Here is a 26,650-nt window from a genome sequence, read left to right on the forward strand (position 1 = left end):
CGGTCGCCGCGGCCAGGCGCCCCGCGAGTTCCCGGGCGGCTTCCGGGGCGAGCCAGCCCCCGGCGGCACCGACCCCGATGCTGTCGAGGACCGGTGCATCGGCGAGCAGCGGGAGGATCGCATCGAGGGCGGCATCGACGCCGCCTGCCGCGGCGAGCCCGGGCGCTCCCGTCCCCGAGCGCTCGATACGCGTAGCGTCGTGGATGACGACTCGGCACCGTGACTTGCCGAGATCGACGGATGCGGTCGACTGCGCGGTCATCGGCTCTCCTCGGGACTCGGTCGGGACGTAACGAAAAGAGACTACATGCGACATAGACTCTCTGAAAAGAATTTACCATCCTTGTCGTGAGCCCCGTCACGACATACTGAGAATCCCACACCCCCGGAGGACTGATTGAGCATCCAGTCGACGATCGAAGCCGCCGCCTCGACCCTGCCGCCGTCGCTCGCACGCATCGCCGCGGTGGTCCGAGAGAACCCCTCGATCGTCATCGACAAGACCATCAACGAACTGGCGGACGAGTGCCGGACCTCGGTCGCCTCCGTGGTGCGGTTCTGCCGGGCGATCGGATTCAGCGGCTACGCCCCGCTGCGCATGGCGTTGGCGACCGAGCTCGGCAAGGAAGCAGCCCAGTTCTCCGCCCGCGGTGCCTTCGGATCGGAGATCTCCGATGAGGACACCCTGCAGGAGGCGGTGTCGAAGCTCGCCGCACTCGAACTGCTGGCCATCGAGGAGACCGTCGCGCAGCTCGACTTCGACGTGCTCGAAGCGGCGATCGACGCGATCGACAGCGCCGACCGCATCCTGCTCTACGGCATCGGGGCGAGCCAGTTCGTGGCCGAAGACCTCGCACACAAGCTTCTGCGCGTCGGACGCAATGCGCATGTGCTCTCCGACTCCCACGAGGCGGTCGCCGCCAGCGTCCTGCAGTCAGCGCCCACCGTCGCGATCGGGTTCTCCCACGCGGGATCGACGATCGAGACCGTCCGCTTCCTCGAGACCGCCCGCGCCAACGGCTCCGCCACGGTGGCGGTGACGTCGGCGAAGGACTCCCCCCTCGCGCGCGCGGCCGATCACGCCCTGTTCACCGAGGTGCGCGAATCGACCTTCCGCGCCGGCGCGATGGTCAGCAGGATCGCACAGCTCGCCCTCGTCGACTGCCTGTTCATCGGTGTGGCGAAACGACGGTTCACCGAGACCGTCGACGCTCTGCAGCGCACCCGCGAGGCGACGCGCGCGCTCCGCGACTGAGGCCGGACGACCGACCGCTCACGGGGTCGCGCGCGCACCGATCGAGCCTGCGGTGCGCAGGAACACGATGATCCAGCTGAAGATCAGCACGGCCGCGATCAGCTCGACGGCGGTGAGGTTGTAGTAGCCGACGGCGAAGAAGGCGGCGAGCAGGATGATCACGAGCACGTAGGCCCACCCCAGACCCACGAAGACCCGCGGGATCGTGCGGAGGAACCAGGGCAGACCCACCACGATGACCGCGAACACCACGCACATCCCGGTCGCCACGGTGTTGTGCAGCAGGAAGAACTCGTCGACGGGGAAGAGACCGACGCAGGCGAGCAGGATCCCGAGCAGGATCAGGCCTCCCCTCACCATGAACCGCCCGCGGCGATCCACCGGATCCTCCGCGGGCAGACCCGCCGTCGCGTAGCGGGAGATCGTCGTCACCATGATCCCGGCGATGACCAGCGTGGTGTTGAACGCGATCGAGGAGCTGTTGCTGCTCATGCCCAGCGCCGAGAGGTTGTCGCGCCACCAGTGCACATCGCTGGAGGCGAGCATGCTCGCGAACGCCCCCACGACCAGGAACACCGCGAGCACGAGGGAGAGCACCATCGGCGTGAGAGCGACCGCGCTCAGGAACGAGACGTATCCGGTCAGCGCGAACGCCACGGCCACCAGCACGGCACCGGGGAACGCATAGACCGGGGCGTCCGTGAAGCTCCGCTCGAGGAGCTCGGCGACCCCGAGCCATCCCAGGTATGCGATCGCCGCGTGCGCGAAGGCGATGGCGGCCAGGTCGTACCAGCGCAGCCGATCACCCGGAACGCTGAAGCCGTCGCGCGCAGTCCCGGGATCGACCTCCTCCGGACGGACGGCGAGGCGTCCGAGCGCGAAGGCGATCGCGGCGGCGAGCGCACCCCCGAAGGCGGCGAAGACGCCGATCGAACCGGAACCGCTGATCGCCAGCTCGTGACCCCAGAACACCGGCAGTGCCACCAGGAAACCGATCACGAGGAAGGCACTGCCCACGATCAGGGCCGTGGCCTCGAACACCGCATCGGAGGCGTCCGGCCCGCGGACCTGTCGCAACACCTGCAGCACACGGTCGGCGAGCGTCTTCATCGGTCGTTCGGTCACGGTCCACATCCTAGAAGTCGCCCACGCGGGCGGAGCCGGTGATACCATCACGGAACGGATCGTATACAACGTCGTCGTTCCACCATCCCGAGGTGATCAGTCATGAACGGTGCACCCGCCGCCACCGCCGAATCGGTTTCCACGCTCGTCGCGCGCAACATCAGCGACTTCCGCGCGGCCGTCTCCGAGTCGTTCGTCCCGTTGCAGGTCACGACCGAGGGCCCCGACCACTTCCGCGGGGTGATCCGCGGTGCCTCCGTGGACGAGGTGCACGTGAGCGACGTGCGCGCGACCTCGCACATCGTCGAGCGCACCCCCGAGCTCATCGCCCGTGGTGACCGCTCGTACTTCAAGGTCAGCCTGATGCTCGCCGGCACCGGTCTGCTGATCCAAGACGACCGCGAGGCCGTGCTGCAGGCCGGTGACCTCGCCGTGTACGACACGGACCGCCCGTACTCCCTGGTGTTCGACGAGGACTTCCGCACCATGGTCGTGATGTTCCCGAAGCATCTCATCAGCCTCCCCGCGGACATGGTCGGGCAGCTCACCGCGGTGCGGATCTCCGGCCACGAAGGCCTCGGCGGCATGGTCGTGCCGTATCTCACGCAGCTCGCCGGCAACCTGGATCAGCTCGCCGGCACCACCGGCGCACGCCTCGCGCACAGCGGGCTCGACCTCGTGACCACCGTCTTCACCCGCGAACTCGGACTCGACCAGGTGTCGGCCGACCCGCACCGCGCCCTCGTGCAGCGTATCCGCGCGCACATCGACCGCAACCTGGCCTCGACGGACCTCGGCCCCGCATCGATCGCCGCCGCGCACTTCATCTCCACACGCCACCTGCACGGGCTCTTCCAGGAGCAGGGAGTCACCGTCTCGACCTGGATCCGCACCCGCCGCCTCGAACAGTGCCGCCGGGATCTGCTCGACCCGATGCTCGCCGACCGTCCGGTCGCAGCGATCGCCGCCCGGTGGGGCTTCGTCGACGCCGCGCACTTCAGCCGGGCGTTCAAGTCGACCTTCGGGGTCTCCCCCAGCGAGTACCGCGCCGGCCACTGAGCCCCGGCCCCGCTGCGGGATCGATAACGCTCCTCGGCGAACGCCGTGGCGCACGTTTTCGATCCCGCACCGCGCTTGCCCCGGAGGGCACGCCGGTTGACTCTCGGCGCGCGATGGCGGCTGCGACCTTGAGGGGATGACGGGCGCGGACACAGCATGAGGCAAGCGCACCGCGATGAGGCGGTGCCCGGGGCGATGCGGCCCCGCCGCGTGCGACGTCAGGACCCCGATGACCGACCTCTCCGCCGACCCCGCCCTCGACCAGTGGCGCACCTATGACGAGTTCGCCGCGGGAATCGACACGTTCCGGCTGCCGAACACGACGCTCACCGGAACCGACCTCGCCCTCACGCTCGACGACGGATCGGCGCTGACCCTGCGGTTCGCCGACGACACCGTCTCCTGGAACGGCCTCGAGGCATCCGGAACCGACCCATACGATGCCGTGCGGGTGCGGGAGGACGTGGTGTTCGTCAACGTCCCGCTGCAGAGCCGCCCCCGCGAAGCGATCACCGTCGTGTTCGCGACCGGCACGAACCGTGCCACCGTCATCCGCTCCCGGATCGCCGCCGAACCCGTCGAGGGGATGCCTCAGGTCGGCCAGGATTTCTGGGCGGCGACGATCGACGGAGCTCCCGTGAGCGGGGAGGCCCCCGGCCCGAGCCGCGACCTCATCGGCAAGCGCAACCTCTACCGCTACAGCCCGCACCATCTGTACGAGCACGTGTACATCTCCAGCCAGCGCTACGCCTGGCAGTGCGTGGAGGGCGTGCAGCGGGGCCACGGAGACATGGACCTGTCGACCGTGTGGAAGTTCGCCGACGGCCTGTACCTGTTCTGCTTCCGCGAGTTCCGCATCGCTGTCGCCAGCGTGTGGTTGCACGACCTCGGCTATCAGCTCATGACCACCGGGATCTTCCTCGGACTCAACGGGGACGGCAACGCCGAGCACTCCCGTGGTGGCGGCCACATCTATCCGCTGGGCTCCGTCGTCTACCCCGACGCACAGCCCGTCTGACCTCCGGCATCCGAGGAGACCCCATGAGCAACGCAGACCTGATCCGAGAGCACTACGCCGCCAACGACCGCGGTGACCTCGACGGGATGCTGGCCCCTTTCGCCGCCGACATCCAGTGGACGGAGGCCGCCGGCTTCCCGTACGCCGGCACCTACATCGGCCCCGACGCCGTGGCCCGGAACGTGTTCGGCCGCATCCAGGAGGAGTGGGACGACTACACCGTCGCGATCGATGAGGTCGTCGACGGCGGCGATGTCGTCGTGGGCATCGGCACCTACTCCGGCACGTACAGGCAGACCGGGCGGTTCTTCGCCGCACGTGTCGCACACGTGTGGCGGGTCTCCGGCGGCCAGGTCGTCGCCTTCGAGCAGTTCACCGACACGGAACTCGTCAACCGCGCGCTGCGCACCTGAACACCGCACCATCCCCGCACCGCACCACCTGACACCGCACCACCTGACACAGCACCACCTGACACAGCACCACCTGAACACGAGAGGCAGGAAGCACATGAACACTCGAGCATCCGGCACCGCGGCACTCCTCGCCGTGGCCGCCCTCACCCTCGCCGGCTGCGCCGGTGGAGACGGCGGCGCCGGCGGAGGCGGGGGCGACCCGATCGTCGTCGGCTCCGTCAACACCATCAGCGGCCCGGCGACCTTCCCGGAGGCCTCTCAGGCTGCTGCGGCCGTGTTCGACGCGTTCAACGACGCGGGCGGGCTCGACGGACGCACGATCGACTACAAGATGCTGGACGACAAGGGCGACCCGGCCACGGCCACGGCCTCCGCCCGGGAACTGGTCGGCAGTGACGGCGCGGTCGCGCTCGTCGGCTCCGCCAGCCTGATCGAGTGCGAGATCAACGCCAAGTACTACGAGCAGGAGGGCATCCTCTCGATGCCCGGCATCGGGGTGGACACGGGCTGCTTCGCCAGTGACAACATCTCTCCGGCGAACGTCGGACCGTTCAACGACATGACCCTCACGCTGCAGTACGGCTCCGAGGTTCTCGGCATGGACGACATCTGCATCCTGCTCGAGATCGCCGGCTCGACTCGTCCGACCTACCAGGCCGCGATCGACAAGTGGACCGAGATCACCGGCAAGGAGCCGAAGTACGTCGACGACACCGTCCCGTACGGCGCTTCCGACTACACGCCCTACATCGTCAAGGCGCGGGACCAGGGCTGCAAGGCGCTGGCGATCAACCCGGTGGAGCCCGACGCGATCGGCCAGGTCAAGGCCGCGAACGCCCAGGGCTGGGATGACGTGACCTGGCTGTACCTCACCAGCGTCTACAGCGAGAACTTCGCCGACGCGATCGACAACGCGGGCGCCGGCATCTACGTCCCGGCCGAGTTCTACCCGTTCACCGACGACGACGAGATCAACGCCGACTGGCGCGAGCTGATGGAGGCCAACGACATCCCGCTCACCTCGTTCAGCCAGGGCGGCTACCTCGCCGCGAAGTACTTCATCGAGGTGCTCGAGGGCATGGACGGCGACATCACCCGCGAGACCGTCTCCGAGGCCCTGAAGAGCATGGAGCCGATCGAGAACCCGATGGTCGGGACGCCCTACGCGTTCGGCACGCAGAACACCGCGGGCTGGCCCATCGTCCTCGAGTCCGGCACCAACGCCTGGGAGAAGGTCGCCGACGACTGGCTCCGCATCGGCGAGTAGCCACCCCTCGCCTGCCGCCGGGCGCATTCCCGGCGGCAGGCCCCCCTCCCCTCGGAACAGAAAGGACGCCTCATGCTGCAAGGCGCCATCGCCGGTCTCGCCGCCGGCGGCCTCTACGCCGTCCTCGGCGTGTGCCTGACGTTGATGTCACGCCTGGTGCGGGTGGTGAACTTCGCTCAAGCCGCGACCGGGATGTTCGGCGCCTTCACGGCGGTGTGGTTCGTGCGCGAGCTCGGTCTGCCGATCTGGCTGGGATCCGTCCTCGGTGTCCTGGTCGCCGGGCTCCTCGCCGCGGCGATCGGCTTCATCGCCGCCACCTGGCTCTCCGAGGCGTCGACCACCACGCGCTCGGCCATGACCGTGAGCCCGCTCCTCCTGCTCATCTCGATGTCGTTCATCCTGTTCGGCAACAAGCCGCAGCCGTTCTCGCCGATCATCGCGGGCCCGGCCTTCTCGTTCGGCGGCGTCGTGATCAGCCAGGTCACGGTCGCGACCGTGGCGATGGCGATCGTCACGGCCGTCGTGGTCCACATCGTCCTGCGCCGCACGAGGGTCGGCACCCAGCTGCGGGCGCTCTCGGAGCGCCCGACCACCGCCGAGCTCCTCGGCATCCGCTCACGCCCGTTGTCGATCGCGGTCTGGTTCGTCACGGGCGTCATCAGCGCGATCGCGATCATCATCGTCGCCCCCTCGCAGTCCAACGACGCGACCAGCCTGTCGATGCTCATCGTCCCCGCCGCGGCGGCCGCCCTGCTCGGCGGCTTCCGCCGACTCGACCTCGCCGTCGTCGGCGGCATCGTCCTGGGCGTCTTGGGCGGCCTCGTCGCCCAGATCGACGAAGTGGCGCTGGTGCGCAACTTCCTCCCGTTCCTGTTCATCGTCGTCCTGTTGCTCTGGACGCAGCGCAAGGAGGTGTGGGATGCCGCTCGCTGACCGTCCCTGGTTCCGGACCACCTGGCCGTTCGCGGTCGCCCTCGTCGGCATCGGCGTGGGCGCGATCCTCAGCGCCGCCCTGCCCGGGTACTTCGTCTTCCTCGCGATCAGCGCCGTCACCGCCGCGATCGCCATCCTCGGCCTCGGCATCGTCACCGGCTCGGCCGGGATGATCGCGCTCTGCCAGCTCACCTTCGCCGCCGTCGGCGCCTGGATCGTCTCGTTGCTGAACGTCATGCAGGCCCCGGGCGGGTTCATCGTCTGGCTCATCCTCGGGGGGATCGCGGCAGGCCTGGTCGGCATCCTCGTCGGCCTCCCGGCACTGCGGTTGCGCGGCGTGAACCTCGCCGTCGTCACCCTGGGCTTCGCGGCGGCGGCCGGCGTGACCCTCGTGCAGATCCAGTTCCCCGGCTCGGCCGACGGGATCGCGGTCGAACGCCCCGAGATGTTCTCCAACGACCGGCAGTTCTTCTTCCTCTCGATCATCGTCCTCGCCGTCTGCGCGCTCGGCGCCTTCTTCCTGCAGCGGGGCCGCTGGGGGTCGAGCTGGAAGGCCGTCGCATTCTCCGAGCGCGGTACGGCCGCAGCGGGGCAGAGCGTGCGGACCGCGAAGCTCACCGCCTTCGCGGTCTCGGCCGCGCTCGGCGGCATCTCGGGCGGGCTGCTCGCCGGCCAGGTGCAGCTTCCGTTCGCGTCGAGCTTCACCCCGTTGCAGTCGCTCGCGCTCTACGTGCTCGCGATCATGTCCGGCGCCCATCTGATCGACATGGCGATCTTCGGCGGGATCCTCTGGGTGCTGGTCCCCGAGCTCCTCAAGCGCTGGGGCGTCCCCCAGGACTGGGCCTTCGTCGTCTTCGGCGTGCTCGGCGTGCAGGCGCTCACCAGCGGCACGAACCTCGGACAGGGCATCCGCAACCTGATCTGGCGTCGCGCGGACCGCAAGACGGCCGCAGCCGCACTGTCGGCGCTTCCTCCGGATGCCGGTCCGGACGCCACGGAGATCACCACCACGACCACGGCGACCGTCGACGAAGCGATGCTCGACGGCGCACCCGTGCTGACCGTCGAGGGCCTGACCGTGCAGTTCGGTGCCCTCAAAGCCCTGGACGACGTCTCCTTCCAGGTTCCGCCCGCCTCGATCATGGGACTCATCGGTCCGAACGGTGCGGGGAAGTCGACCTTCGTCGATGCGATCAGCGGTTTCCTCCCGAAGCACGGCGGACGCATTCTGCTCGGGGACCGCGACCTCGCCGGCCTGTCCCCCACCCGACGCGCCCGCCTGGGTCTGCGCCGGACGTTCCAGCAGGACCGGGTGCCTCCCTCGCTCACGGTCGGCGCGTACGTGAGGTTCGTGGCCCGGCGCCGACTCGCGGCCGCCGACATCGACGAGGTGCTCGAGTTCTTCGGCTGCCCGCCCGCGCGAGCGCGGCTGTCGAGCGTCGACGTCGGCACGCGGAGGCTCGTGGAGGTCGCCGCGAACGTGGTCTCCCGCCCCCGGCTGCTGATCCTCGACGAGCCGGCTGCCGGCCTGTCCCACGAAGAGCATCTGGCGCTCGCGGCGCGGTTGCGGGAACTGCCGGCGCGTTACGGTGTGGCGCTGATCATCATCGAGCACGATCTCGACCTCGTCCGCTCCGTCTGCCCCACCCTCACGGTGCTCGACTTCGGCCGCGTGCTGGCGAGCGGACCGCAGGCCGAGGTCCTCGCGAACCCCGACGTCGTCAAGGCGTACATGGGAGAGACGGAGCTGCTGAAATGAGCGAACTCGTCCTGGACTCCGTGACCGTCCGCCGCGGCGCCGGGCCCGTGATCTCCGACGTCTCGTTGCGGGTCGCCGGTGGCGAGGTGCTGGCCCTCGTGGGTCCGAACGGCGCGGGCAAAACCAGCCTGATCGAGTCGGTGTCGGGCGTCACCGCCCACTCTGCAGGCACGATGACCCTCGACGGCGAACCGATCGACAAGCTGTCGCGCGTCACGCGAGCCCGCCGTGGGATCGTCCACATCGAGCAGGGGCGCGCTGTGTTCCCCTCACTGACCGTGCGCGAGAACATCTCCCTCACCGCACGGACCGCCGGTGAACTCGACGCCGCGCTCACGCCGTTCCCCGAGCTCCAGAAGCGCATCGATGCGCCGACCGCCCTGCTCTCCGGGGGCGAGCAGCAGATGGTGGTGCTCGCGCGCGCCTTCGCCGCGAAGCCACGCATCCTGTTGATCGACGAGATGTCTCTCGGCCTCGCGCCCGTGGTGTTCATGCGGCTGATGCCGATCGTCAAGTCGATCGCGGACTCCGGGGTGGGCGTGCTGCTGGTCGAGCAGTTCACCCAGCTCGCGCTCGGCCTCGCGCAGGAAGCGGTGGTCGTCGCCGGCGGCCGGGTCTCGTTCCAGGGGACCTCCGAGGCCCTGCAGGCGGATCCGGAGCTGCTGCACCGCGCCTACCTCGGCGGCTGACCCGGCACTCGCGGAGCCTTCGGGCGTTAGCCTGAAGAGGTGACCCAGACGATCTCCGCCCGCGCCGCCCTCCTCGACATGGACGGCACCCTCGTCGACTCGACCGCGGTGGTGGAACGGCTGTGGCTCGCGTGGGCCGAGCCGCACGGGATCGCCCCGGAGACCGTGCTCAGCGTGGTCCACGGCCGACAGGGTCACCAGAGCATGGCGATCCTGCTGCCGGAGCGCGACCACGAGATCAACCTCCGCGAGAACGACGTGATGCTCGCCACCGAGGCCGACGACGTCGACGGCGTGATCCGGATCGCCGGCGCCGACGCCCTGCTCGAGGCCCTGCGCCCCCACCCGCACGCGATCGTCACCTCCGCGAACGTGGCCCTGATGACCGCGCGCATGGGAGAGGCCGGGCTCACGATCCCCGAGCTCACCGTGACCGCCGAGAACGTCTCGGCGTCGAAGCCGGATCCCGAGGGCTTCCTCCGTGCGGCGGAGCTGCTGGGAGTCGATCCCGCCGACTGCGCGGTTTTCGAAGACTCCGGCGCCGGGATCCAGGCCGGTCTCGCCGCAGGCATGCGGGTGATCGGGGTGGGCCGCCACGCCGCCGCCCACGAGCCCACCTACCGCGTGGACGACCTCACCGCGGTGCGCATCGTCCCGACCGCCCAGGGCTTCGACCTCACCATCGGCTGACCTCGCGCCGGGTCACATCCCGGCATGGTCGAACGCGATCGTGGGCACATCGACCACGTGCGACCCCCCGTCGGCGACGATCACCGCACCGGTGATGTACGACGACTCGCCCGAGCCGAGGAACCGCACGACCGACGCGATCTCCGCGGGGCGCGCCGGTCGGCGCAGCGGAACATCGGCGGTGACCTTGGCGTAGGCCTCCTCCCGGGAGTCGAGCCCGGCGTGCGAGGCGAACTCGTCCATCTCCTCGTCGGCCATCGGCGTCTGCACCCAGCCGGGGCAGATCGCGTTCACGCGCACGCCGTGGCGACCGTAGTCCCGCGCGAGCGTGCGGGTGAGGCCGACCAGGGCGTGCTTGCCGACGGTGTACCCGGCCACCGACGGCCCGGCGAACAACCCGGCGAGCGACGAGACGATCACGATCTGTCCCTTCGCCTCGATCAGAGCGGGAAGCGCCTCCCTCGCCATCGTGAACGCCGTCGTGAGGTTGGCGCGGATCGCCGCGTCCCAGCTCTCGTCGTCGGTCTCCCCCACCGGAGAGAAGCCGTGACCACCGGCGTTCGCGACCAGCACGTCGATGCGGCCGAACCGCGCCAGCACCTCGGCGACGGCGGACTTCGCCGAAGCGGTGTCCGCCGCATCGGCGATGATCGGCAGAGCACCGACCGCGCGCTCCACCTCGTGCAGCGGCTCCGGGCGACGCCCGACGACCACGACGTGCGCCCCCTCGGCCGCGTACCGTTCGGCAATGGCGGCGCCGATGCCCGTGCCGCCCCCGGTGATGACGACGACGCGTCCGGAGACGGTCGATCCGACCACGAGTCCCATGTGTGCTCCTGTGTGTTGGCGCGCGTGCGCGGTGGGTGCCCGATGCGGTCGCGTCAGGCGGGGAATCCGGATCGGGCGGTGTACCCGAAGTCACTGAGGATGCTGGTGCCGTTGATGGCCCCGGCCCGCGGCGACACGAGGTAGGTCACGTGCGCGGCGACCTCCGCCGCGCTCTGGACCGGGAAGTCCGGCTCGTCGAACGCGTCGGCCCCGAGGTCGCCCCGGCTCATCGGGGTGTCGACGATCGACGGAGCGACCGCGTTCACCCGGATGCCCGTGTCGGCGAGGTCGACCGAGAGGGCACGCCCGAACTGCAGCAGGGCCGCCTTCGACGTGCAGTAGGGCACCATGCCGGGTGAGGCGACGAACGCCGAATCACTCGCGAGCAGCACGACCGCGGCGGCCTCCGCCTCGCGCAACGCGGGCAGCGCGTGCTTGAGCACCAGGAACGCCCCGGTCACGTTGACGGCGAGCACCCGGTTCCAGGCGTCGAGCGCGGTGTCTTCGAGAGACGAGCCCACCGGACCGGACACCCCGGCGCAGCAGACGACGGCGTCGAGTCGGCCCAACGCGGCGACGCCGGTGCGCACAGCGAGTTCGACCTGCACCTCATCGGTGACATCCGCGACGAGGAGCACGGCATCCCGGCAGGCTTCCGCCACGTCCTGGAGCGCGGCTTCGTCGCGGTCCAGGAGGGCGACCCTGACCCCTTCGGCGGCGAGCGCGAGCGCGGTCGCGCGGCCGATACCGCCGACCGCCCCGGTGATGAGGGCGGTCGTCCCGTGCAGCTGCAGATCCATGTCGTCCTTCGTGCGCCGTCCGGCACCCGGTGGTGCAGGGGGAGGACGGCGGTGTCGTCTCGGTCATCCTGCTCTCCCTCTCCGGCCGTGCGAACCTCCGTCCGTGGGCTGTGCACGGTGACACCACCGTCTTTCGCTCAGGGTCAAGCGCAGGGGCGACGGCGCGAGCAGACTCGCTCTATCGATGATTCCCCTCGTCGTCGATGCCGTGTCCGCACGGCCGTCACCCAGCAAAGGAGCCGACGTGGCAGAACCGACATCTGCGTCCACGACGACGCAGAACCACACCTCCCTCCGTCCGGGCGCCCTCGGCGTCGCCGGCATCGTCTTCCTCGTCCTCGCCGCGGTCGCGCCGCTGACGGGCATCGTCGTCGTCGCTTCCCTGGCCATCGCCCTCGGCAACGGCGGCGGCACGCCGATGTCCTTCTTCCTCGTCGCGGCGATCCTGCTGCTCTTCGCGATCGGCTACGCCCAGATGTCGAAGCAGCTGGTCAACGCCGGAGGCTTCTACGCCTTCGTGGTGAAGGGCCTCGGGCGCACGGGAGGGCTGATCGCCGGGTTGATCGCGACGCTCGGGTACAACTTCTTCGTCGTCGGCACGATCGGCACGAGCGGCTTCTTCATGCAGACGATCATCCGCGACCTCACCGGGCTCGACGTCAACTGGCTGGTCTGGGGCCTCCTCTCGATCGTGGTGTGCTTCGTGCTCGCTCGGATCGGTGTCGACTTCAGCTCCAAGGTGCTGGGCGTGTGCCTCGTGCTGGAGGTGCTGATGCTGGTCGTGTTCGACATCTCGGTGCTCGTGCAGACCGGCTACGACGTGGCGGCGTTCAGCCCCGAAGCCGTGTTCTCCGGGTCGCTGCCGATCGGCCTGCTGCTCGCGGCCACCGGATTCCTCGGGTTCGAGGCGACGGCGCTGTTCAGCGAAGAGGCGAAGCAGCCGCTGCGCACGATCCCGCGGGCCACCTACACCTCGATCATCGCGATCGGTGTCATCCTCGGTGTCACCACGTGGGCCGTGGTGAGTGCGACCGGCGTCGCGCAGGCGCAAGCGACCGCTCTCGAGCATCTCCCCACCGGCGACCTGATCTTCTCGCTCTCGCAGCAGTATCTCGGCGGTCCGCTCACGACCGTGATGATGGTCCTGCTGCTGGTGAGCCTGTTCGCGGCGATGCTCGCCTTCCACAACTCCGCGACCCGATACCTGTACTCCCTCGGGCGCGCGAAGATCCTGCCGCAGGCGCTGGCCCGCACCCGCGCGAACGGCGCCCCGCAACTCGCCGGTATCGTGCAGGCCTCGTTCGCCGGCATCGTCGCGATCATCTTCGCGATCGCCGGAGCCGACCCGATCCTCACCCTCGTGCCCGCCATGCTGGGCTTCGGCACCCTGAGCGTGCTCATCCTGCAGGGCCTCGCGGCGATCTCGATAGTCGTGTACTTCCGCCGCCGCCGTGACCCGCGCTGGTGGAGCACCTTCATCGCCCCCGGCATCGGATTCCTCGGTATCGCCGCGATCTCGATCCTCGCCGTCGTGAACTTCAACATCGTGGCGGGCTCCGAAGAACTGGCCATCCGGCTGATGCCGCTGCTGCTGGTGGTCGCCCTGATCGGCGGCATCGTCTACGGCGCCTATCTCAAGCGATCCCGGCCCGCCGTGTACGAGGGCCTCGCCACCGACCTGGAGAGGTTCAGCACGCGCTGACCGCTCCCCCGCACCCCTCACCGACCGAAGGAACGAACCACACCATGACGACGCTGAACCCCGCCGACACCTCCACCTGGCTGCCGCTCGAGGGCCTCGCCCCCGGCTTCGACGCCAACAAGGCTCCGCACAGCACCGCGCTGAGCGGCCGCGAGATCACGGTCGTCGACGGCCGTGGCACGCGGATCGTGCACCGCTTCGCCGACGACACCGTGACCTGGGACTACCAGCCGGGAACCGACGATGCGACGGAAGCGGCTACCGACACCGACGACTACGAGGCGTTCGAGGTCGATCGTGACCTCTACTTCGTGCAGTTCCACCACCGATACCTGCCGAACGAGGCCGTCTCGCTGATCCTCGACCTGCGCGACGGCCGCGCGCTGGCCGTGATCTCCGACATCCTCCCCGCTCCCGAGAAGGGACGCACCCGCGTACAGCACCACTTCGCGCCGGGCGTGATCGAGGGGATCGAGGTCACCGGCACCGAAGCCGCCCCGACGACGACGCTCATCGGACGCCGGGTGGAATGGGTCTACAGCACCGAGCACGCGTACGAGCACGTGTACCTCTCGCCGCGGTGGTACTCGTGGCAGTGCCTCGCCGGCCCCGAGCGCGGGCTGGCCGACACCGACGAGAACAGCGTGTGGGAGGTGCGACCCGGCATCTACGTGTTCGCCTGGCGCGAGAAGGTGATCCCCTGCGCCTCGGTGACGATCGCCGACCACCGCGACGTCAACGCGATCCGCTCCCACGGCGTGCTCTTCGGCCTCGACGAGAGCGGCGAGGTCCCCACGCACTTCACCTTCGGCGCACACGGACGTCTGCTCTCGACCACGATGCACACGCCCGAGCTCGAGCCCGCGACGTTCGGAGACCGCTGACATGACCGACGTCGCCGACCTCATCGTCACCGGCACCGTGATCCGCACCGCGGACCGGACGAACCCGATCGTCGAGGCCTTCGCCGTGCGCGACGGGCGGATCCTCGCGGTCGGATCCCGGTCCGACATCGAATCGTTCCGCGGACGCCGGACGCAGTCGCTCGAGGTCGGCGACGCAGCGGTGTACCCCGGTTTCGTCGATGTGCACAACCACCACGCCCTCGCGGGGCGGACCGAACTGTTCGAGCTGTCGTTGGCTCCCGCGCTGACGCTGGACGAGATCCTCGACCGGGTCCGGGCGAAGGCCGCCGAGCTCCCCGAGGACGCATGGATCGTGGGCGGCGCCGTGGCCACCACCCTGCTGCCCGCGCTCGCGAACACCGCGAGCCGACTCCGCCTGGACGAGGCGGGCGGCGGGCGTCCCGTCATGCTGATGGAGGACTCGCGTCACAACCGGTGGGCGAACAGCCGGGCACTGGAGCTCGCCGGGATCACCGCCGATCGGCTCCCCCCGTCCGGGACCGCCCTTCTCGATCCGGATGACGGCACGCCGACCGGTGTGCTCCTCGAAGCGGCGGGCATCCCCGTGCAGGAGGCCTACGACCGCAGCGGCGGGCTCACGCCCGCGCAGCACGCCGCCGCATCACGCCGCGGAATCGAGATCCTCAACTCGTTCGGCGTCACGGCCTTTCAAGACGCGGGGGTGTCGGTCGAGATCCTCGGCGCGCTGGCCGACCTCGACCGGGCCGACGAGCTCGACGCCTGGGTCGTGTCCTCGCTGCTGATCAACGACGAGATCTTCGGCTTCGACCCGATCGGCGAACCGCTGCTCGACCGCGGCGAGGAGTTCCGCACCGCGCACCACCGTCCCGACTTCGTGAAGATCTTCCTCGACGGAGTCCCCCCGGCACGCACGGCGTCGTTCCTCGAGCCGTATCTGGCCGACGCCGCGCACGGCGCGCACTTCCACGGCGAGACCACCATGACCCTCGACGAGCTCACCGGGTGGCTGCGCTCCGTGGCGCGACGCGGCCTGGGGGCGAAGGTGCACTGCACGGGGGACGGCTCCGCGCGCCTCGTGCTCGATGCGACGGAGCAGTTGCGCCGCGAGGGCTTCACCACCCCCGTTCAGATCGCGCACGGTCAGTTCCTGGCGGAGTCGGACATCCCCCGGCTGGAGGCCCTCGACGTCTCGGCCGACATCTCTCCGTTCATCTGGTATCCGGGCGTCATCCCCCAGGCTTTGGCCGAGGTGCTCGGCGAACGCGCGGAGCACTCCCAGCCGAACCGGGCGCTGATCGACGCGGGTGCCCGGGTCGCCGGCGGTTCGGACTGGCCCGTGAGCGAGTCGCCGAACACGCTGGAGGGTCTGCAGGGTCTCGTGACGCGAGCGGACCCGCTCGGGCGCGCCCCCGGCACCCTGTGGCCCGAACAGGCCATCACCGCCGAGGAGGCACTGGAGGTCTTCACGATCAACGCCGCCGCGGCGATGGGCCTCGACGCCGAGACCGGGTCGCTGACGCCCGGGAAGTCCGCGGACTTCGTCGTGCTCGCCCGTGACGCCATCGCCGGTCCGGCAGACGAGATCGTGCACACCGAGGTCGTGTCGACCTGGTTCGCCGGCCGTCGAGTCCACGGCGACTGAGTGGTGCCGCGCGGATACGATGAGGCGATGAAGCGTTTCCCGGCATCCGTCTACTCCCTCGGCGAGGAGCCCGATCCGCGCTTCTCGCTCGCCAACGAACGGACGTTCCTGGCGTGGACACGGACCGGACTCGCCCTGATCGCCGGTGGTGTGGCGCTCGAGGTCCTCGGCCTCGACCTCCATCCCGGTTTCCGGCTGGCCGCGTCGCTGCTGCTCATGATCGCGGGGACCGCGGTCGCACCGCTCGCCTGGTGGGAGTGGATGCGGGCGGAGCGGGCGCTGCGCCAATCGCGGCCACTTCCGGGCGCGTTCTCCGCCGTGGTCCTCGCCGTGGTCGTCGTCCTGGTCGGACTGCTCGTGCTGGCCGGCGTCCTGTGGCGCTGACAGAGCCCCGGTCATGAGGAGACGTCCGGCCGCGGAGCCCGACCGCCTGTACGATCCCGGGTTGCAGCCCGAACGCACGGAGCTCGCCTGGCGCCGCACGGCCCTCGCGATCGCCGTCGGGTCCCTGATCTCCCTGCGGATCCTGCCGTTGGTCCTCCCCGTCGGCGCCGGGGCCTGGGGGCTCGCTCCCGGCGCGATCGGACTGGGGACCGCGTGCCTGCTCTGGTTCGCCGCACGTCGCCGCCAACGGCGGGTCACCGCCGTGTTGACGGGCGCCGCAGCGGGTCTCCCTCCGGGCGGCGGGCTGCTCCTCGTCCTGACGGTGTTCGGCACAGGCTTCGGCGTCGTCGCCCTCGCTCTCGTGGCGATCGCTCTGGGCGCGAACAGCCCGGTCTGACCGCAACGGATCGACAGGGCGAGCGGCTGATGTCGGCGACCCCTCAGACACCGACCTCAGCCGCTCACCGGATCAGTCGGCGACCGCCAGAACCGCCTGTCCGACGGCGCGCAGCACGGTCGGATCGTGCGGCGAGCGCTCACCGGGCACGTAGCGCACGCGGTGCAGCTCGCCGCCCCGGAACGGGAACGAGCGATGCTGCTCGTGCAGCTCCCAGTCGACCGGGCCACCGAAGTCGTACCCCACGCTGATGCCCGTGAACGGTGACATGCCGATGAGCATGGGCACGCTGTCGATGACCGCCGCGCGGTCGCCGTCCACCTCGACCGTCAGGCTCCAGCGCAGTCCGGGGTGCTCGTCGACGCGCAGCACGATCCGGTGCTCCCCCGGAGACAGCTGCGCTCCGCGGGCACGGTGCATCGCGCCGTAGGCGTTGTAGGCGACGAGAGGCGCCCCATGGTCCAGTGCGAGCAGGTAACCGCCGCCCTGATCGCCGTGGGCCACGATCACGCCTGCCGCGTCGGCCTCGGTCGTGAGGTCGACCTCGACCGCGAAGGAGCGGAGGACCGTGAGCTTCGCCGAACGGAAGCGCTCCAGAGGAGGACGGAAGGGCACCAGGTCGATCGCCGCGGAGAGCGGTTCCTCGGTGTCGGGGCGCAGGCGGAACAACGCGCCGTCGTCATCGAGGGGGAACACGGTGTTGCGCCAGGCTTCCGCATGCCAGCGTGCCGCCATCGCCGCGACGCGTTCGGGGTGAGCAGCGGAGACGTCCTCGGTCTCGGTCGGGTCGGCCGCGAGGTCATAGAGTTCCCAGACGCCGCCCGCGGGGCCCTCGTCCTTCGTCGGGGGCACGGTCGAGAGGGCCTTCCACGTCCCGTCGACGAGGGCCCGTCGTCCCACGCACTCGAAGTACTGAGCCTCCCGGCCCGGCGCGGTGGGGTGGGCGAGCACGTCGACGACGCTGCCGCCGTCCATCTCGAGTGCCGGTCGGCCGCGCCGCTGGTCCAGGGACGGCACGCCGCACAGTTCCAGAAGCGTCGGTGCGAGGTCCGAGACGAACACGAACTGGTCGCGCAGACCGCCCGCCATCGGGGCGTCCGGCCACGAGATGATCAGCGGAGCGTGGACGCCGCCCTCGTACGTCGTGGCCTTGAACGAGCGGAACGGCGTGTTGGACACCCGCGCCCATCCGGTCGGGTACTGGCCGAACACGCGCGGACCACCGAGGTCCTCCAGCGGACGCGGCACGTCGGTGATCCACCCCTCGGGCATCGCACCGTTCGCGCCGAACTGGGCGAAGTAGCTCCGGGTTCCGGTCGGTCCCCCCTCGGCCGTCCCTCCGTTGTCGCTGGCGAGCACGACGATCGTGTTCTCGCGCTCGCCGCTGCGGTCGAGTCGATCGAGCAGTCGCCCCACGCTCTGGTCGATCTCGTCCACGGCCGCGGCGTACACCTCCATGTGCCGGGCGAACAACCGTCTCTCCTCGACCGAGAGGTCGTCCCACGCGGGGATCCGGTCGCCGTCGGCGATCGCCTCGCCGGGGAGCTCCGCGTGATCGGGGACGATGCCGCGCGCACGCTGGCGGGCGAAACGCTCGGCCCGCAGGGCGTTCCACCCGGCCTCGTAGCGGCCGCGGTACTTCTCGATGTCGGCGTCCTTCGCCTGGATGGGCCCGTGCACGGAGGTGTGCGCGTAGTACAGGAAGAAGGGCTTGTCCGGATCGTTCACCCGCAGGTCGTCGATCATGCCGATGGCGCGGTCGGTCAACTCGTCCGTGAGGAAGAAGCCCTCGGGGTACTCGCGGAGGTCGACGACGGAGTTGTCCTGAACCAGCCGATGCGGATGGTGCAGCGACGTGAAGCCGTCCATGCTCCCGAAATACCGGTCGAATCCGCGCTGCAGCGGCCACGTGCTCCGGTCGGCACCGTCGTGCAGGCGCGATTCGAGCGTGAGGTGCCACTTCCCGACCATGAAGGTCGCGTACCCTCCGGCGCGCAGCGACTCCGCCAGTGTCGGCGCGTCCTCCGAGAGCTCGCAGCTGAAGCCCGGATAGCCGGGGTCGATGTGCGCGACGAAGCCGAAGCCGGCCCGATGCGGGTTCAGCCCGGTGAGCAGTGCCGCCCGGGCCGGCGAGCACATCGGCGCGGTGCGGTAGTTCGTGAACACCCACCCCTCGTCGGCGAGACCGTCGATGCGCGGTGTCTCGATCTCACTCCCGAACGGCCCGAGGTCGCTGAACCCGAGGTCGTCGATCAGCATCACGATCACGTTGGGCGCCTTCGGCCCGGGCCGCTGCGGCTCCGGCCACCAGGGCTCGGACTCGGAGGTGAACTCCGCCGCGTGCCCCGCGAAGCGCTCATAGCCGCGCGCATCCGTCGGCATCGACATCTAGCCCGCCTTCCGGATCAGGCCGAAGATCTGCGTGCGCAGCTCCGCGAACGCCGGGAGCGCCCGCGTCGTCAGCTGGTCGCGCGGGGCCCCGAAGTCGATCTCGACGATCTCCGTCACCTTCGCCGGGCGCTCCCCCAGCACCACGACCCGGTCCGACAGGTAGACGGCCTCGTCGATGTCGTGCGTGACGACCACGATCGTCATCCCGAACTGCTCGCGGATGCGCAGGCAGAGGTCCTCCAGCTCGAACCGCGTCTGCGCATCGACCGAGGCGAACGGCTCATCCATCACGAGCACCTCGGGCCGATAAGCGATGGCACGCGCGATCGCGACGCGCTGCTGCATGCCGCCGGACAACTGCCACGGGAACTTGGATTCGGCTCCGGAGAGCCCGACCGCGGTGAGCGCGGAGGCGACCCGCTCCTCGCGTTCCGCGGCCGGCAGATGCAGGTGCTTGAGCGGCAACCGCACGTTCTTCTCGACGGTGAGCCAGGGCATCAGCGACCGGGTGTACTCCTGGAACACGAGCGCCATCTCCTCGGGCGGGCCCTCGATGACGTTCCCGTCGATCGCCGCGCTGCCTGCCGTGATGCTCTGCAACCCGGTGAGACACTTCAGCAACGTGGTCTTGCCGATGCCGGACGGCCCGACGATGCAGCACACCTCGCCCACGCGCACATCGAAGGTGAGATCGGCGATCACGGGGACGAGACCGTTCTTCGTCGGATAGGACTTCGCGAGCCCGCGCACACTGAGCCGGACGGGGGCCTGTTCGATGGTGGTCATGCGTTCTTCTCCTGTTGCTGGGAGGCGATGTACCAGCGCAGCACGCGGCGCCGGAAGAGGGTGAACACGGCGGTGGCCGCGTAGCCGATGACCCCGAGGACGAGGATGCCCGCCCACATGTCGGGGATCGCGAAGGACTGCTGGGCGAGCAGGGTCGCGGCACCGAGTCCGGTGGACGACCCCAGCATCTCGCTGGCGATCATGACCACGAACGCGGTGATGAGACTGACCTGCATCCCGGAGAGGATGCGCGGGCCCGCCGAGGGCAGCACCACGGAGAACAGCCGCTCCGGTCCACTCAGTCGGTAGACGCGGCTCACCATCTCGAGCGTCGGCTCGCCGGCGCGCACACCGTCGATCGTCGAGATGAGGATGGGGAAGACGGCGGCGAGGGTGATCGACAGGATCCGGGTCTCGTTGCCGAACCCGATGAGCGACACGAAGATCGGCACGAGCGCCACCGGCGGGATCGCACGGAAGAAGTGGATGGTCGGCTCGACCAACCAGCTCAGCGGACGGATCAGTCCGAGCACCAGGCCGAGCAGCACGCCGATCACGGTCGCCAGCAGGAAGGAGACCACGAGATTCCCGACCGACGAGGCGACGTCCACCAGGAAGGCGGGCGTCTGCACGAGCTGCCACAGCCGCTGCAGGATCACCTGGAGCGGCGGGAAGAAGGCGTTGGTGGATGCGGCGGAGACGAACCACCACAGCGCCAGCAGCAGCACCGGGACCGCGATCTCGGCGCCGACGAGGACGCCGCGGGGAAGCGCGCCCTGCCCGCGACGGCGCGCGAGACGTGCAGGGGTCTGGATCGAGGTGGTGAGCGTCATCAGAGGACCTGCTTCCGGTATTGCGGATGCCAGTGCAGCAGTCGCCGCTCGCCCCATTGACTGAGTCCCTGGACGAGGAGCCCCAGGGTGCCCAGGATGAGCACGTAGGCGAAGAGCTGGGCCTGGTTGCCGGAGATCTGCGAGAGCAGCAGGCTCTGCCCGAGCCCGGGCCCGCCACCGAGGAGTCCGGCGACGACGGCCACGACGAGCGAGGTCGGCGCGGCGACGCGGATCGCGGTTCCGATGTAGGGCAGTGCGCTGGGGAGCACGATGCGCCCCAGGATCTCGGCGCGCCCCATGCCGTAGGACCGACCCGTCGCCCGTGCGACCGGGTCCGTGTCGAAGACGCCGGCGGAGGACTGGACGGCGATCGCGATGAAGCAGCCGAAGAACACCAGGAAGATCCCCATGGCCTGTGTGGGGCCGAGCACGAGGACCACGATCGGCAGGATGACGATCGGCGGGATGGGCTTGAGGAACTCCAGCGGCACGCGGGTCGCGTGCATCGCCAGCGGTGAGGTGCCGATGGCCACCCCGAGCACAACGCCGATGACGATGGCGAGCAGGAGCCCGGTCAACGCCATCGTCAGCGTGTCGCCGACGGCCGTCCAGGTGGCCGGGGTCCCGAGCAGGCGCACGGCCTCACCGATCGCCTCGGTCGCCGCGGGGAGCGGTGACCCGGCGAGCGGCCCCGTCGTCGCCGACCACTCCCAGAGCGCCAGCGCCGAGACGACGCCGACGGCCCCGATCAGCGGAGGAAGGAGCGTGGAACGGATCATGGTGGTCACTCGACTCCGACGATGACGCCCTCGAGGTCGACCGGTGCAGGCAGGTAGCCGAGGGCGACGAGCTTCTCATTGACCCGGTCGAGGTCGATCGGAGCGACCTCCGCGGGCCAGAAGGGCAGCTTCACGTCGTCGACGCTCAGGGTCGAGCCGGTGGCATCGATGCCGGCCTGGATGGCTTCCTCCGGGTGCTCGTTCGCGTAGGCATTGCTCTTCGCCACGGCACGCTGGAACCCGGCGATCGCATCCGCCTTCGCGGCGATCGTGCTGTCACCGGCCGTCCAGAGCCCGACGGCGCCTTCTTCGAAGAATCCGACCGACGGCGCGGCGAGGAAGACGGCACCGGCGGCGTCCGCCTCGCCCGTGAACGGGCTGACGAGACCCGCTGCATCGACGTTGCCGCTCTGGAGCGCGGCCACGGCGGAGGTGAAGTCCAGGACGACCCACTCCACGGAGGCGGGGTCGACGCCTTCCCGGTCGAGCGTGTCGGAGATGACGACCTCGAGCTGCGCCTTGCGCGCGGGCACCGCGATGGTCGCCCCTTCCAGATCGGCGACCGAGGTGATGCCGCTCGCGGCGGACGCATACAGTCCGGTGTCGTCCATCGAGGCCGGGTCGTCCCCCTCCGCGGCCCCGCCCACGAAACCGTCGGCCGGGGCGATGACCTTCAACGGGACGCCGCTGGAGAGGGCGTTGAGCAGCGGGATGCTCGGCGCGTACGCCACGTCGACCTGTCCGCTCTGGGCCGCAGCGAGGCCGGCGGGCGGGTTCGCCACGACCGAGGTCTCGAGCGCGATCCCCTCGTCCTCGAAGAACCCCTGCTCCTGACCGACGATCAGGGCGCCGTCGGAGACGAGGCCGATCGTCGCCACTGTGAGCGTCGTCAGCTCACCGTCGCCACCCGATGGCGAGGAGGCGGGTGCAGACGTGCAAGCGGCGAGGGCGAGCACGCCGGCCGCCACGGCGACTCCGGATGCCCGACGTGCGAGACGTGTGACGTTCATGAGAACTCCTCTGCGAGTTAGTCACCAGTTGGTGATTTTAAAGATCGTACTCGTGCCGTGCTTGTGATTGATTACGATCGGGTTACATTAGTCACCAGATGGTGACTAAAAACAGCAAACAGATATTTTGAGAGGTGAGGGGGAAACAGCATGCCGAAGATCGTCGACCATGAGGAGCGGCGCACGCACATCGCGGACGCTGCGACGCAGGTGATCATCCGGGTGGGGTTCGACAGCCTCACGATGCGGGAGATCGCCACGGAAGCGGGCTACGCCCACGGCGCGATCGCGCGATACTTCCCCGACAAGAGGAGCATCCTCACCGCCGCGTTCCTGCGTCTGTACACGCTCGCGAACGACCGCATCCACGCCCGCATCGAAGGCGTGCGCGGGCTGGAGGCACTCGAACGGATCTGCCGCGAGATCCTCCCGTACAGCCCGAACGGACCGCTGTACGCCAAGGTGGTGATCGCTTTCTGGGACCACGCGTCGCAGGATGACGAGGTCACCCGCATCCACCGGGTGAACAACCTGCACTGGCGCGATCTGTTCCGCCAGTGCCTGGTCGAGGCGCGGGACGACGGCGAGCTCGCCGACGACGTCGACATCGAGACCGCGGTCAACGAGATCGCCTCGCGCAACGCGGGCTGGCAGATGATCTCGGTGCTGATGCCGGATTCGGCGGGTGACGGCCGGCTGAACGACGGACTCGACGCCCTGCTGTCGACGCTCCGCCGCCCTTCCCCTCCACGCCCGAGCTGAGCGGTCGACGCCCCCGCTCCTCGTCGACACCCCGTGCTGCAGGCGACCGCAACCGGGGGTCTCGACGATGAACGGGGGTCTCGACATCGCCCTCAGCCCTCCAGGAAGAGCTGGGCGCCGCGTTCGCCGATCATCGCGGCGGGGGCGTTCGTGTTGCCGGTGGGCACGGTCGGCATCACCGAGGCATCGATCACGCGCAGCCCCGCGACACCGTGGACGCGCAACCGGGGATCGACGACAGCCTCCGGGTCCGTCCCCATGCGGCACGTGCCGACCTGGTGGTGGTAGGTGATGGCGGTGCGTCGCACCCAGTCCTCGACGCCGGAGTCCGACACCTCGGGCCCGGGATAGACCTCGACCGCACCCCAGTCCTCGGCGAGTGCCGGGCGTGCTCCGATCCGACGCGCCTGCCGCACGGACGCGGCGAGGGAGGCCACATCGCGATCGTCTTCGAGCGCCGCCAGGTCGATCTCCGGAAGGTCGGCGAGCCCCGGGCCGGAGAGCCGGAGGGCTCCGCGGCTGTGCGGCGTCACCAGCCCGGCCATCAGGGTGAACCCGTCGTCGCCGCGCGGCTCGAGCTCCCCCCACATGGGAACGGAGAAGTGGATCGGCTGAGTGTCGGGCTCCGCGAGGTCGTCGCGGCTGCGCCAGAAGAGGTGGCTCTGCGTGACCGACACCCCGGCCTGCGGAGGCCCGACCGGACGCCCCGTCGTGAAGATCACCGGTGAGAGCAGATGGTCGTGCAGGTTCTGCCCGACCCCGGGCGAGTCCTGCACCACCGGAATGCCGAGCGCGGTGAGGTCGGCCGCGGGACCGATTCCCGAGCGGAGCAGGATCACGGGCGAGCCGATCGCGCCGGCTGCGAGGATCACCTCGTCGGCGAGGACCTCCTCGGACCCCTCCCCCTCCCCGAGCTGCACGCCGACCGCCCTTCCGTCCCGGATGATCACCGAGTGCACCTCGCGTCCGGTGAGGATCGTCAGCCGATCGGCGATGGGCTGCGCGTAGGCCGTCCAGGTGTTCACCCGGCGACCGTCGCGCATGGTCACCTGCTCTTGCGAGACCCCGTCGAGCGTGCCGCTGTTGTAGTCCGGATTGTGCGGAAGCCCCTCCTGCACCGCAGCATCGATGATCGAGGCCTGGATCGGCGAGAGCGCGTAGTCGTCGGTCACCGGGAGCAGATCGTTCTCGATCGCGTCGTAGACGGGCTCGACGTCGGCCCAGCTCCACCCGGTCGCACCTCCGCGTTCCCAGGCGTCGTAGTCGGACGCCGCGCCACGCACCCAGATCATCGCGTTCAACGCGTGCGATCCCCCGGCGACCTTGCCGCGAGGCAGGTGCAGCCGGCGGCCGCCTGCGTGCTCCTGCGGCACGGTGAAGTAGTCCCAGTCCTCCGCGGAATGCCAGAGCTCGCCCGCCCGGGAGGGGTCGTGGATGGCCGGGTTGGTGTCGTATCCGCCGGCCTCGACCAGAGTCACCGCGACACCGGCATCCGCGAGGCGACGCGCGACGATCGATCCCGAGGTTCCTGCTCCGACGACGATGGCAGAGCGCACGGGTCAGCCCTTCCGGCCGGGTCCCGACACGACCTGGGTCACGGCGACGGACTTGAGCCCCTCGACCCCGAACTCCAGCCCGTAGCCCGAGCTCTTCACTCCACCGAACGGCACCATCGGGTGCAACCCGCCGTGGGAGTTGATCCACACCGTGCCGGACTGCATCCGCGAGGCCGCCTCCCGTGCCGCCTCGGGGTCGCTCGACCAGACGGAGGCGCCGAGCCCCGCGTCCAGGGCGTTCGCCCAGGTGAAGGCCTCGTCCACGTCGGTGTAGCGGATCACCGGGAGCGCAGGACCGAACTGCTCCTCCTGCACCAGTGCCGCGTCATTGTCGATGTCGGCGACGATGGTGGGCCGGTAGAAGAGCTCACCCAGCTCAGGGGCGGACTCGCCACCGGTGACGATGCGGGCGCCGCGGCTCTTCGCATCGTCGACCAAGCGGCTGACGATGTCGAACTGGGCGCGGTTCTGCAGCGGACCCAGGACGTTGTTCTCGTCGAGCCCGTTCCCCATCGGCACCGATCCGGCGATGGCGGAGAGCGCGGCGACGACCTCGTCGTAGACCGAGTCGTGCACGTACAGGCGCTTCATCGCGGCGCAGGTCTGCCCGGTGTTGATGAACGCACCCCAGAAGAGGTCTTCCGCGATCGCTGCCGGGTCGGTGCCCGGGAGCACGATGCCGGCGTCGTTGCCACCGAGCTCGAGCGTCAGGCGCGCCAGGTTCCCGGCGGAGCTCTCGATGATGCGACGCCCGGTCGCGGTCGAGCCGGTGAACATGATCTTGGCGATGTCGGGGTGCGAGGCGAGCCGGGCGCCGACCTCACGGTCGCCGGAGACGCCGATCAGGACATCCGCGGGCAGCACGTCGTTGATCACCGCGATCATCGCGAGCACGCTCAACGGCGTGTACTCGCTCGGCTTCGCCACGACGGTGTTGCCCATCCGCAGGGAGGGCCCGATCTGCCAGACCGTGATCATGAGCGGCCAGTTCCACGGGCCGATGGCACCGACGACGCCGGCTGCCTTGTAGACGAGCTCGGCATGCAGCGTCTCGTCGTCGACCAGGATCTGCGGCTCGATCGTCGTCGTGGCGTTCGTGCGCAGCCAGGCGGAGCAGGCTCCGAGCTCGAAGCGGGCGTTCGGGCCGTTCAGGGGCTTCCCCTGCTCGCGCGAGAGCAGGTACGCCAGCCCCTCGGCATTCGCGTCGATGGCGTCGGCCGCGGCGAGGAGCAGCGCGCTGCGCCCCTCGTGCCCGAGGGCTTCCCACGCCGGCTGGGCCGCCTTCGCACGGGCGATCGCCGCGTCGAGGTCGTCGACCGTGGCGACGGGTGCACGACCGATGACCTCCCGGGTCGCGGCGTCCGGGATCTCCCGGCCTGCGCCTTCCGGCGCCTGGATGCGGTCGAGCAGCGCAGCGGCTGCGGAAGCGGCGGAATCGGACATCGGGGACTCTCCTTCGAGCGTGACGCGGGCCAGCGACGGTCGAGAAGCTGGTCGTCCTCTCATTCTCGACCGGCGTTCCTCCCGGCACTTGTCGCGGAGCGCGCCGCAGATGTCCGAGTGCGAAGAATGCCGTGCCCCGCACTTGTCCACAACGACGGAGAACTCACGCTTTGAAGGAGAACTCACGCTTTGAAGGAGCATCTAGCGAACTCAGTCCTTCGAAACGCGAGTTATCCTTC

The 26,650-nt window shown here is 69.7% G+C and carries 26 protein-coding genes; 15 read left to right on the forward strand and 11 right to left on the reverse strand.

Annotated features, from left to right (window positions below):
• Positions 1-262 (reverse strand): hypothetical protein (locus tag L978_RS06760; RefSeq protein WP_047521653.1); only part of this gene is annotated, 262 nt, incomplete at its 3' end.
• 135 nt (positions 263-397) lie between these two features.
• Between L978_RS06760 and L978_RS06765 the strand changes: the two genes are divergently transcribed.
• Positions 398-1,255 (forward strand): MurR/RpiR family transcriptional regulator, encoded by an 858-nt coding sequence (locus tag L978_RS06765; RefSeq protein WP_047521658.1) that lies wholly within the window; start codon positions 398-400, stop codon positions 1,253-1,255.
• Between the two features lie 18 nt (positions 1,256-1,273).
• Here the strand turns inward: L978_RS06765 and L978_RS06770 are convergent, their stop codons facing one another.
• Positions 1,274-2,380, reverse strand: a complete 1,107-nt coding sequence (locus L978_RS06770; protein ID WP_231555016.1) for a DUF998 domain-containing protein — start codon at positions 2,378-2,380, stop codon at positions 1,274-1,276.
• Between the two features lie 102 nt (positions 2,381-2,482).
• Between L978_RS06770 and L978_RS06775 the strand changes: the two genes are divergently transcribed.
• The 8 genes from L978_RS06775 to L978_RS06810 all read left to right on the forward strand — a co-directional run bounded on the left by L978_RS06775 (position 2,483) and on the right by L978_RS06810 (position 10,211).
• Entirely contained in the window at positions 2,483-3,439 is a 957-nt protein-coding gene (locus L978_RS06775) for a helix-turn-helix domain-containing protein (RefSeq protein ID WP_047521664.1), read from the forward strand.
• A 229-nt stretch (positions 3,440-3,668) separates the two neighbouring features.
• Positions 3,669-4,457, forward strand: coding sequence for a MoaF C-terminal domain-containing protein (locus tag L978_RS06780; protein ID WP_047521665.1), 789 nt, complete (start codon positions 3,669-3,671; stop codon positions 4,455-4,457).
• Between the two features lie 23 nt (positions 4,458-4,480).
• The gene (locus L978_RS06785; RefSeq protein WP_047521667.1) at positions 4,481-4,870 is read left to right on the forward strand and encodes a nuclear transport factor 2 family protein; all 390 of its coding nucleotides are present in this window, start codon (positions 4,481-4,483) and stop codon (positions 4,868-4,870) included.
• A gap of 97 nt (positions 4,871-4,967) precedes the next feature.
• Complete coding sequence (locus L978_RS06790) at positions 4,968-6,140, forward strand: ABC transporter substrate-binding protein (protein WP_047521669.1); 1,173 nt, start codon at positions 4,968-4,970, stop codon at positions 6,138-6,140.
• A 72-nt stretch (positions 6,141-6,212) separates the two neighbouring features.
• The gene (locus L978_RS06795) at positions 6,213-7,073 is read left to right on the forward strand and encodes a branched-chain amino acid ABC transporter permease (protein WP_047521672.1); all 861 of its coding nucleotides are present in this window, start codon (positions 6,213-6,215) and stop codon (positions 7,071-7,073) included.
• Entirely contained in the window at positions 7,060-8,832 is a 1,773-nt protein-coding gene (locus L978_RS06800; RefSeq protein ID WP_047521673.1) for a branched-chain amino acid ABC transporter ATP-binding protein/permease, read from the forward strand. The genes L978_RS06795 and L978_RS06800 overlap by 14 nt, the downstream gene beginning before the upstream one ends.
• Entirely contained in the window at positions 8,829-9,521 is a 693-nt protein-coding gene (locus tag L978_RS06805) for an ABC transporter ATP-binding protein (protein WP_047521675.1), read from the forward strand. Before L978_RS06800 ends, L978_RS06805 begins: the two co-directional genes overlap by 4 nt.
• A 39-nt stretch (positions 9,522-9,560) precedes the next feature.
• Positions 9,561-10,211, forward strand: coding sequence for an HAD-IA family hydrolase (locus tag L978_RS06810; protein WP_047521677.1), 651 nt, complete (start codon positions 9,561-9,563; stop codon positions 10,209-10,211).
• A 12-nt stretch (positions 10,212-10,223) separates the two neighbouring features.
• Here L978_RS06810 and L978_RS06815 read toward each other — a convergent pair whose 3' ends face one another.
• Both L978_RS06815 and L978_RS06820 read right to left on the reverse strand, forming a co-directional pair.
• Positions 10,224-11,039: an SDR family NAD(P)-dependent oxidoreductase gene (locus tag L978_RS06815; RefSeq protein ID WP_047521679.1), complete on the reverse strand. Its 816-nt coding sequence runs from the start codon at positions 11,037-11,039 to the stop codon at positions 10,224-10,226.
• A gap of 53 nt (positions 11,040-11,092) precedes the next feature.
• Positions 11,093-11,839, reverse strand: coding sequence for an SDR family NAD(P)-dependent oxidoreductase (locus L978_RS06820; protein WP_047521681.1), 747 nt, complete (start codon positions 11,837-11,839; stop codon positions 11,093-11,095).
• A 244-nt stretch (positions 11,840-12,083) separates the two neighbouring features.
• Here L978_RS06820 and L978_RS06825 point away from each other — a divergent pair, with 244 nt between their 5' ends.
• Genes L978_RS06825 through L978_RS06845 form a run of 5 tightly spaced genes read left to right on the forward strand, consistent with a single transcriptional unit; the run spans position 12,084 to position 16,851 of the window.
• Positions 12,084-13,541 carry an APC family permease gene (locus tag L978_RS06825; protein WP_047521683.1) on the forward strand — a complete coding sequence of 486 codons (1,458 nt, stop codon included), beginning with the start codon at positions 12,084-12,086 and terminating at the stop codon, positions 13,539-13,541.
• 44 nt (positions 13,542-13,585) lie between these two features.
• Positions 13,586-14,425 (forward strand): molybdenum cofactor biosynthesis F family protein, encoded by an 840-nt coding sequence (locus L978_RS06830; protein WP_047521685.1) that lies wholly within the window; start codon positions 13,586-13,588, stop codon positions 14,423-14,425.
• 1 nt (position 14,426) lies between these two features.
• Positions 14,427-16,070 carry an amidohydrolase gene (locus tag L978_RS06835; RefSeq protein WP_047521687.1) on the forward strand — a complete coding sequence of 548 codons (1,644 nt, stop codon included), beginning with the start codon at positions 14,427-14,429 and terminating at the stop codon, positions 16,068-16,070.
• A 27-nt stretch (positions 16,071-16,097) separates the two neighbouring features.
• The gene (locus L978_RS06840; RefSeq protein WP_047521713.1) at positions 16,098-16,454 is read left to right on the forward strand and encodes a YidH family protein; all 357 of its coding nucleotides are present in this window, start codon (positions 16,098-16,100) and stop codon (positions 16,452-16,454) included.
• Between the two features lie 13 nt (positions 16,455-16,467).
• Positions 16,468-16,851: a DUF202 domain-containing protein gene (locus tag L978_RS06845; RefSeq protein WP_047521689.1), complete on the forward strand. Its 384-nt coding sequence runs from the start codon at positions 16,468-16,470 to the stop codon at positions 16,849-16,851.
• A 72-nt stretch (positions 16,852-16,923) separates the two neighbouring features.
• On the opposite strand, the gene L978_RS06850 is transcribed toward L978_RS06845, so the two are convergent.
• Genes L978_RS06850 through L978_RS06870 form a run of 5 tightly spaced genes read right to left on the reverse strand, consistent with a single transcriptional unit; the run spans position 16,924 to position 22,650 of the window.
• Positions 16,924-19,239, reverse strand: a complete 2,316-nt coding sequence (locus L978_RS06850; RefSeq protein WP_047521691.1) for an arylsulfatase — start codon at positions 19,237-19,239, stop codon at positions 16,924-16,926.
• Positions 19,240-20,028 (reverse strand): ABC transporter ATP-binding protein, encoded by a 789-nt coding sequence (locus tag L978_RS06855; RefSeq protein ID WP_047521692.1) that lies wholly within the window; start codon positions 20,026-20,028, stop codon positions 19,240-19,242.
• Entirely contained in the window at positions 20,025-20,861 is an 837-nt protein-coding gene (locus L978_RS06860; protein WP_047521694.1) for an ABC transporter permease, read from the reverse strand. Before L978_RS06860 ends, L978_RS06855 begins: the two co-directional genes overlap by 4 nt.
• On the reverse strand, positions 20,861-21,640 hold the full coding sequence (locus tag L978_RS06865; RefSeq protein WP_194239194.1) for an ABC transporter permease: 780 nt from the start codon (positions 21,638-21,640) through the stop codon (positions 20,861-20,863). Before L978_RS06865 ends, L978_RS06860 begins: the two co-directional genes overlap by 1 nt.
• Positions 21,641-21,645: 5 nt before the next feature.
• Positions 21,646-22,650, reverse strand: a complete 1,005-nt coding sequence (locus L978_RS06870; RefSeq protein WP_047521696.1) for an ABC transporter substrate-binding protein — start codon at positions 22,648-22,650, stop codon at positions 21,646-21,648.
• A gap of 150 nt (positions 22,651-22,800) precedes the next feature.
• On the opposite strand from L978_RS06870, the gene L978_RS06875 reads away from it, so the two are divergent.
• Positions 22,801-23,412 (forward strand): TetR/AcrR family transcriptional regulator, encoded by a 612-nt coding sequence (locus tag L978_RS06875; protein ID WP_047521698.1) that lies wholly within the window; start codon positions 22,801-22,803, stop codon positions 23,410-23,412.
• Positions 23,413-23,504: 92 nt separating this feature from the next.
• Here the strand turns inward: L978_RS06875 and L978_RS06880 are convergent, their stop codons facing one another.
• Positions 23,505-24,968: a GMC family oxidoreductase gene (locus tag L978_RS06880; protein WP_047521701.1), complete on the reverse strand. Its 1,464-nt coding sequence runs from the start codon at positions 24,966-24,968 to the stop codon at positions 23,505-23,507.
• A 3-nt stretch (positions 24,969-24,971) separates the two neighbouring features.
• Positions 24,972-26,411: an aldehyde dehydrogenase family protein gene (locus tag L978_RS06885; protein ID WP_047521703.1), complete on the reverse strand. Its 1,440-nt coding sequence runs from the start codon at positions 26,409-26,411 to the stop codon at positions 24,972-24,974.
• Positions 26,412-26,650: the final 239 nt, after the last annotated feature.

Source organism: Microbacterium sp. ZOR0019 (genome assembly GCF_000800925.1).
GTDB lineage: Bacteria > Actinomycetota > Actinomycetes > Actinomycetales > Microbacteriaceae > Microbacterium > Microbacterium aurugineum.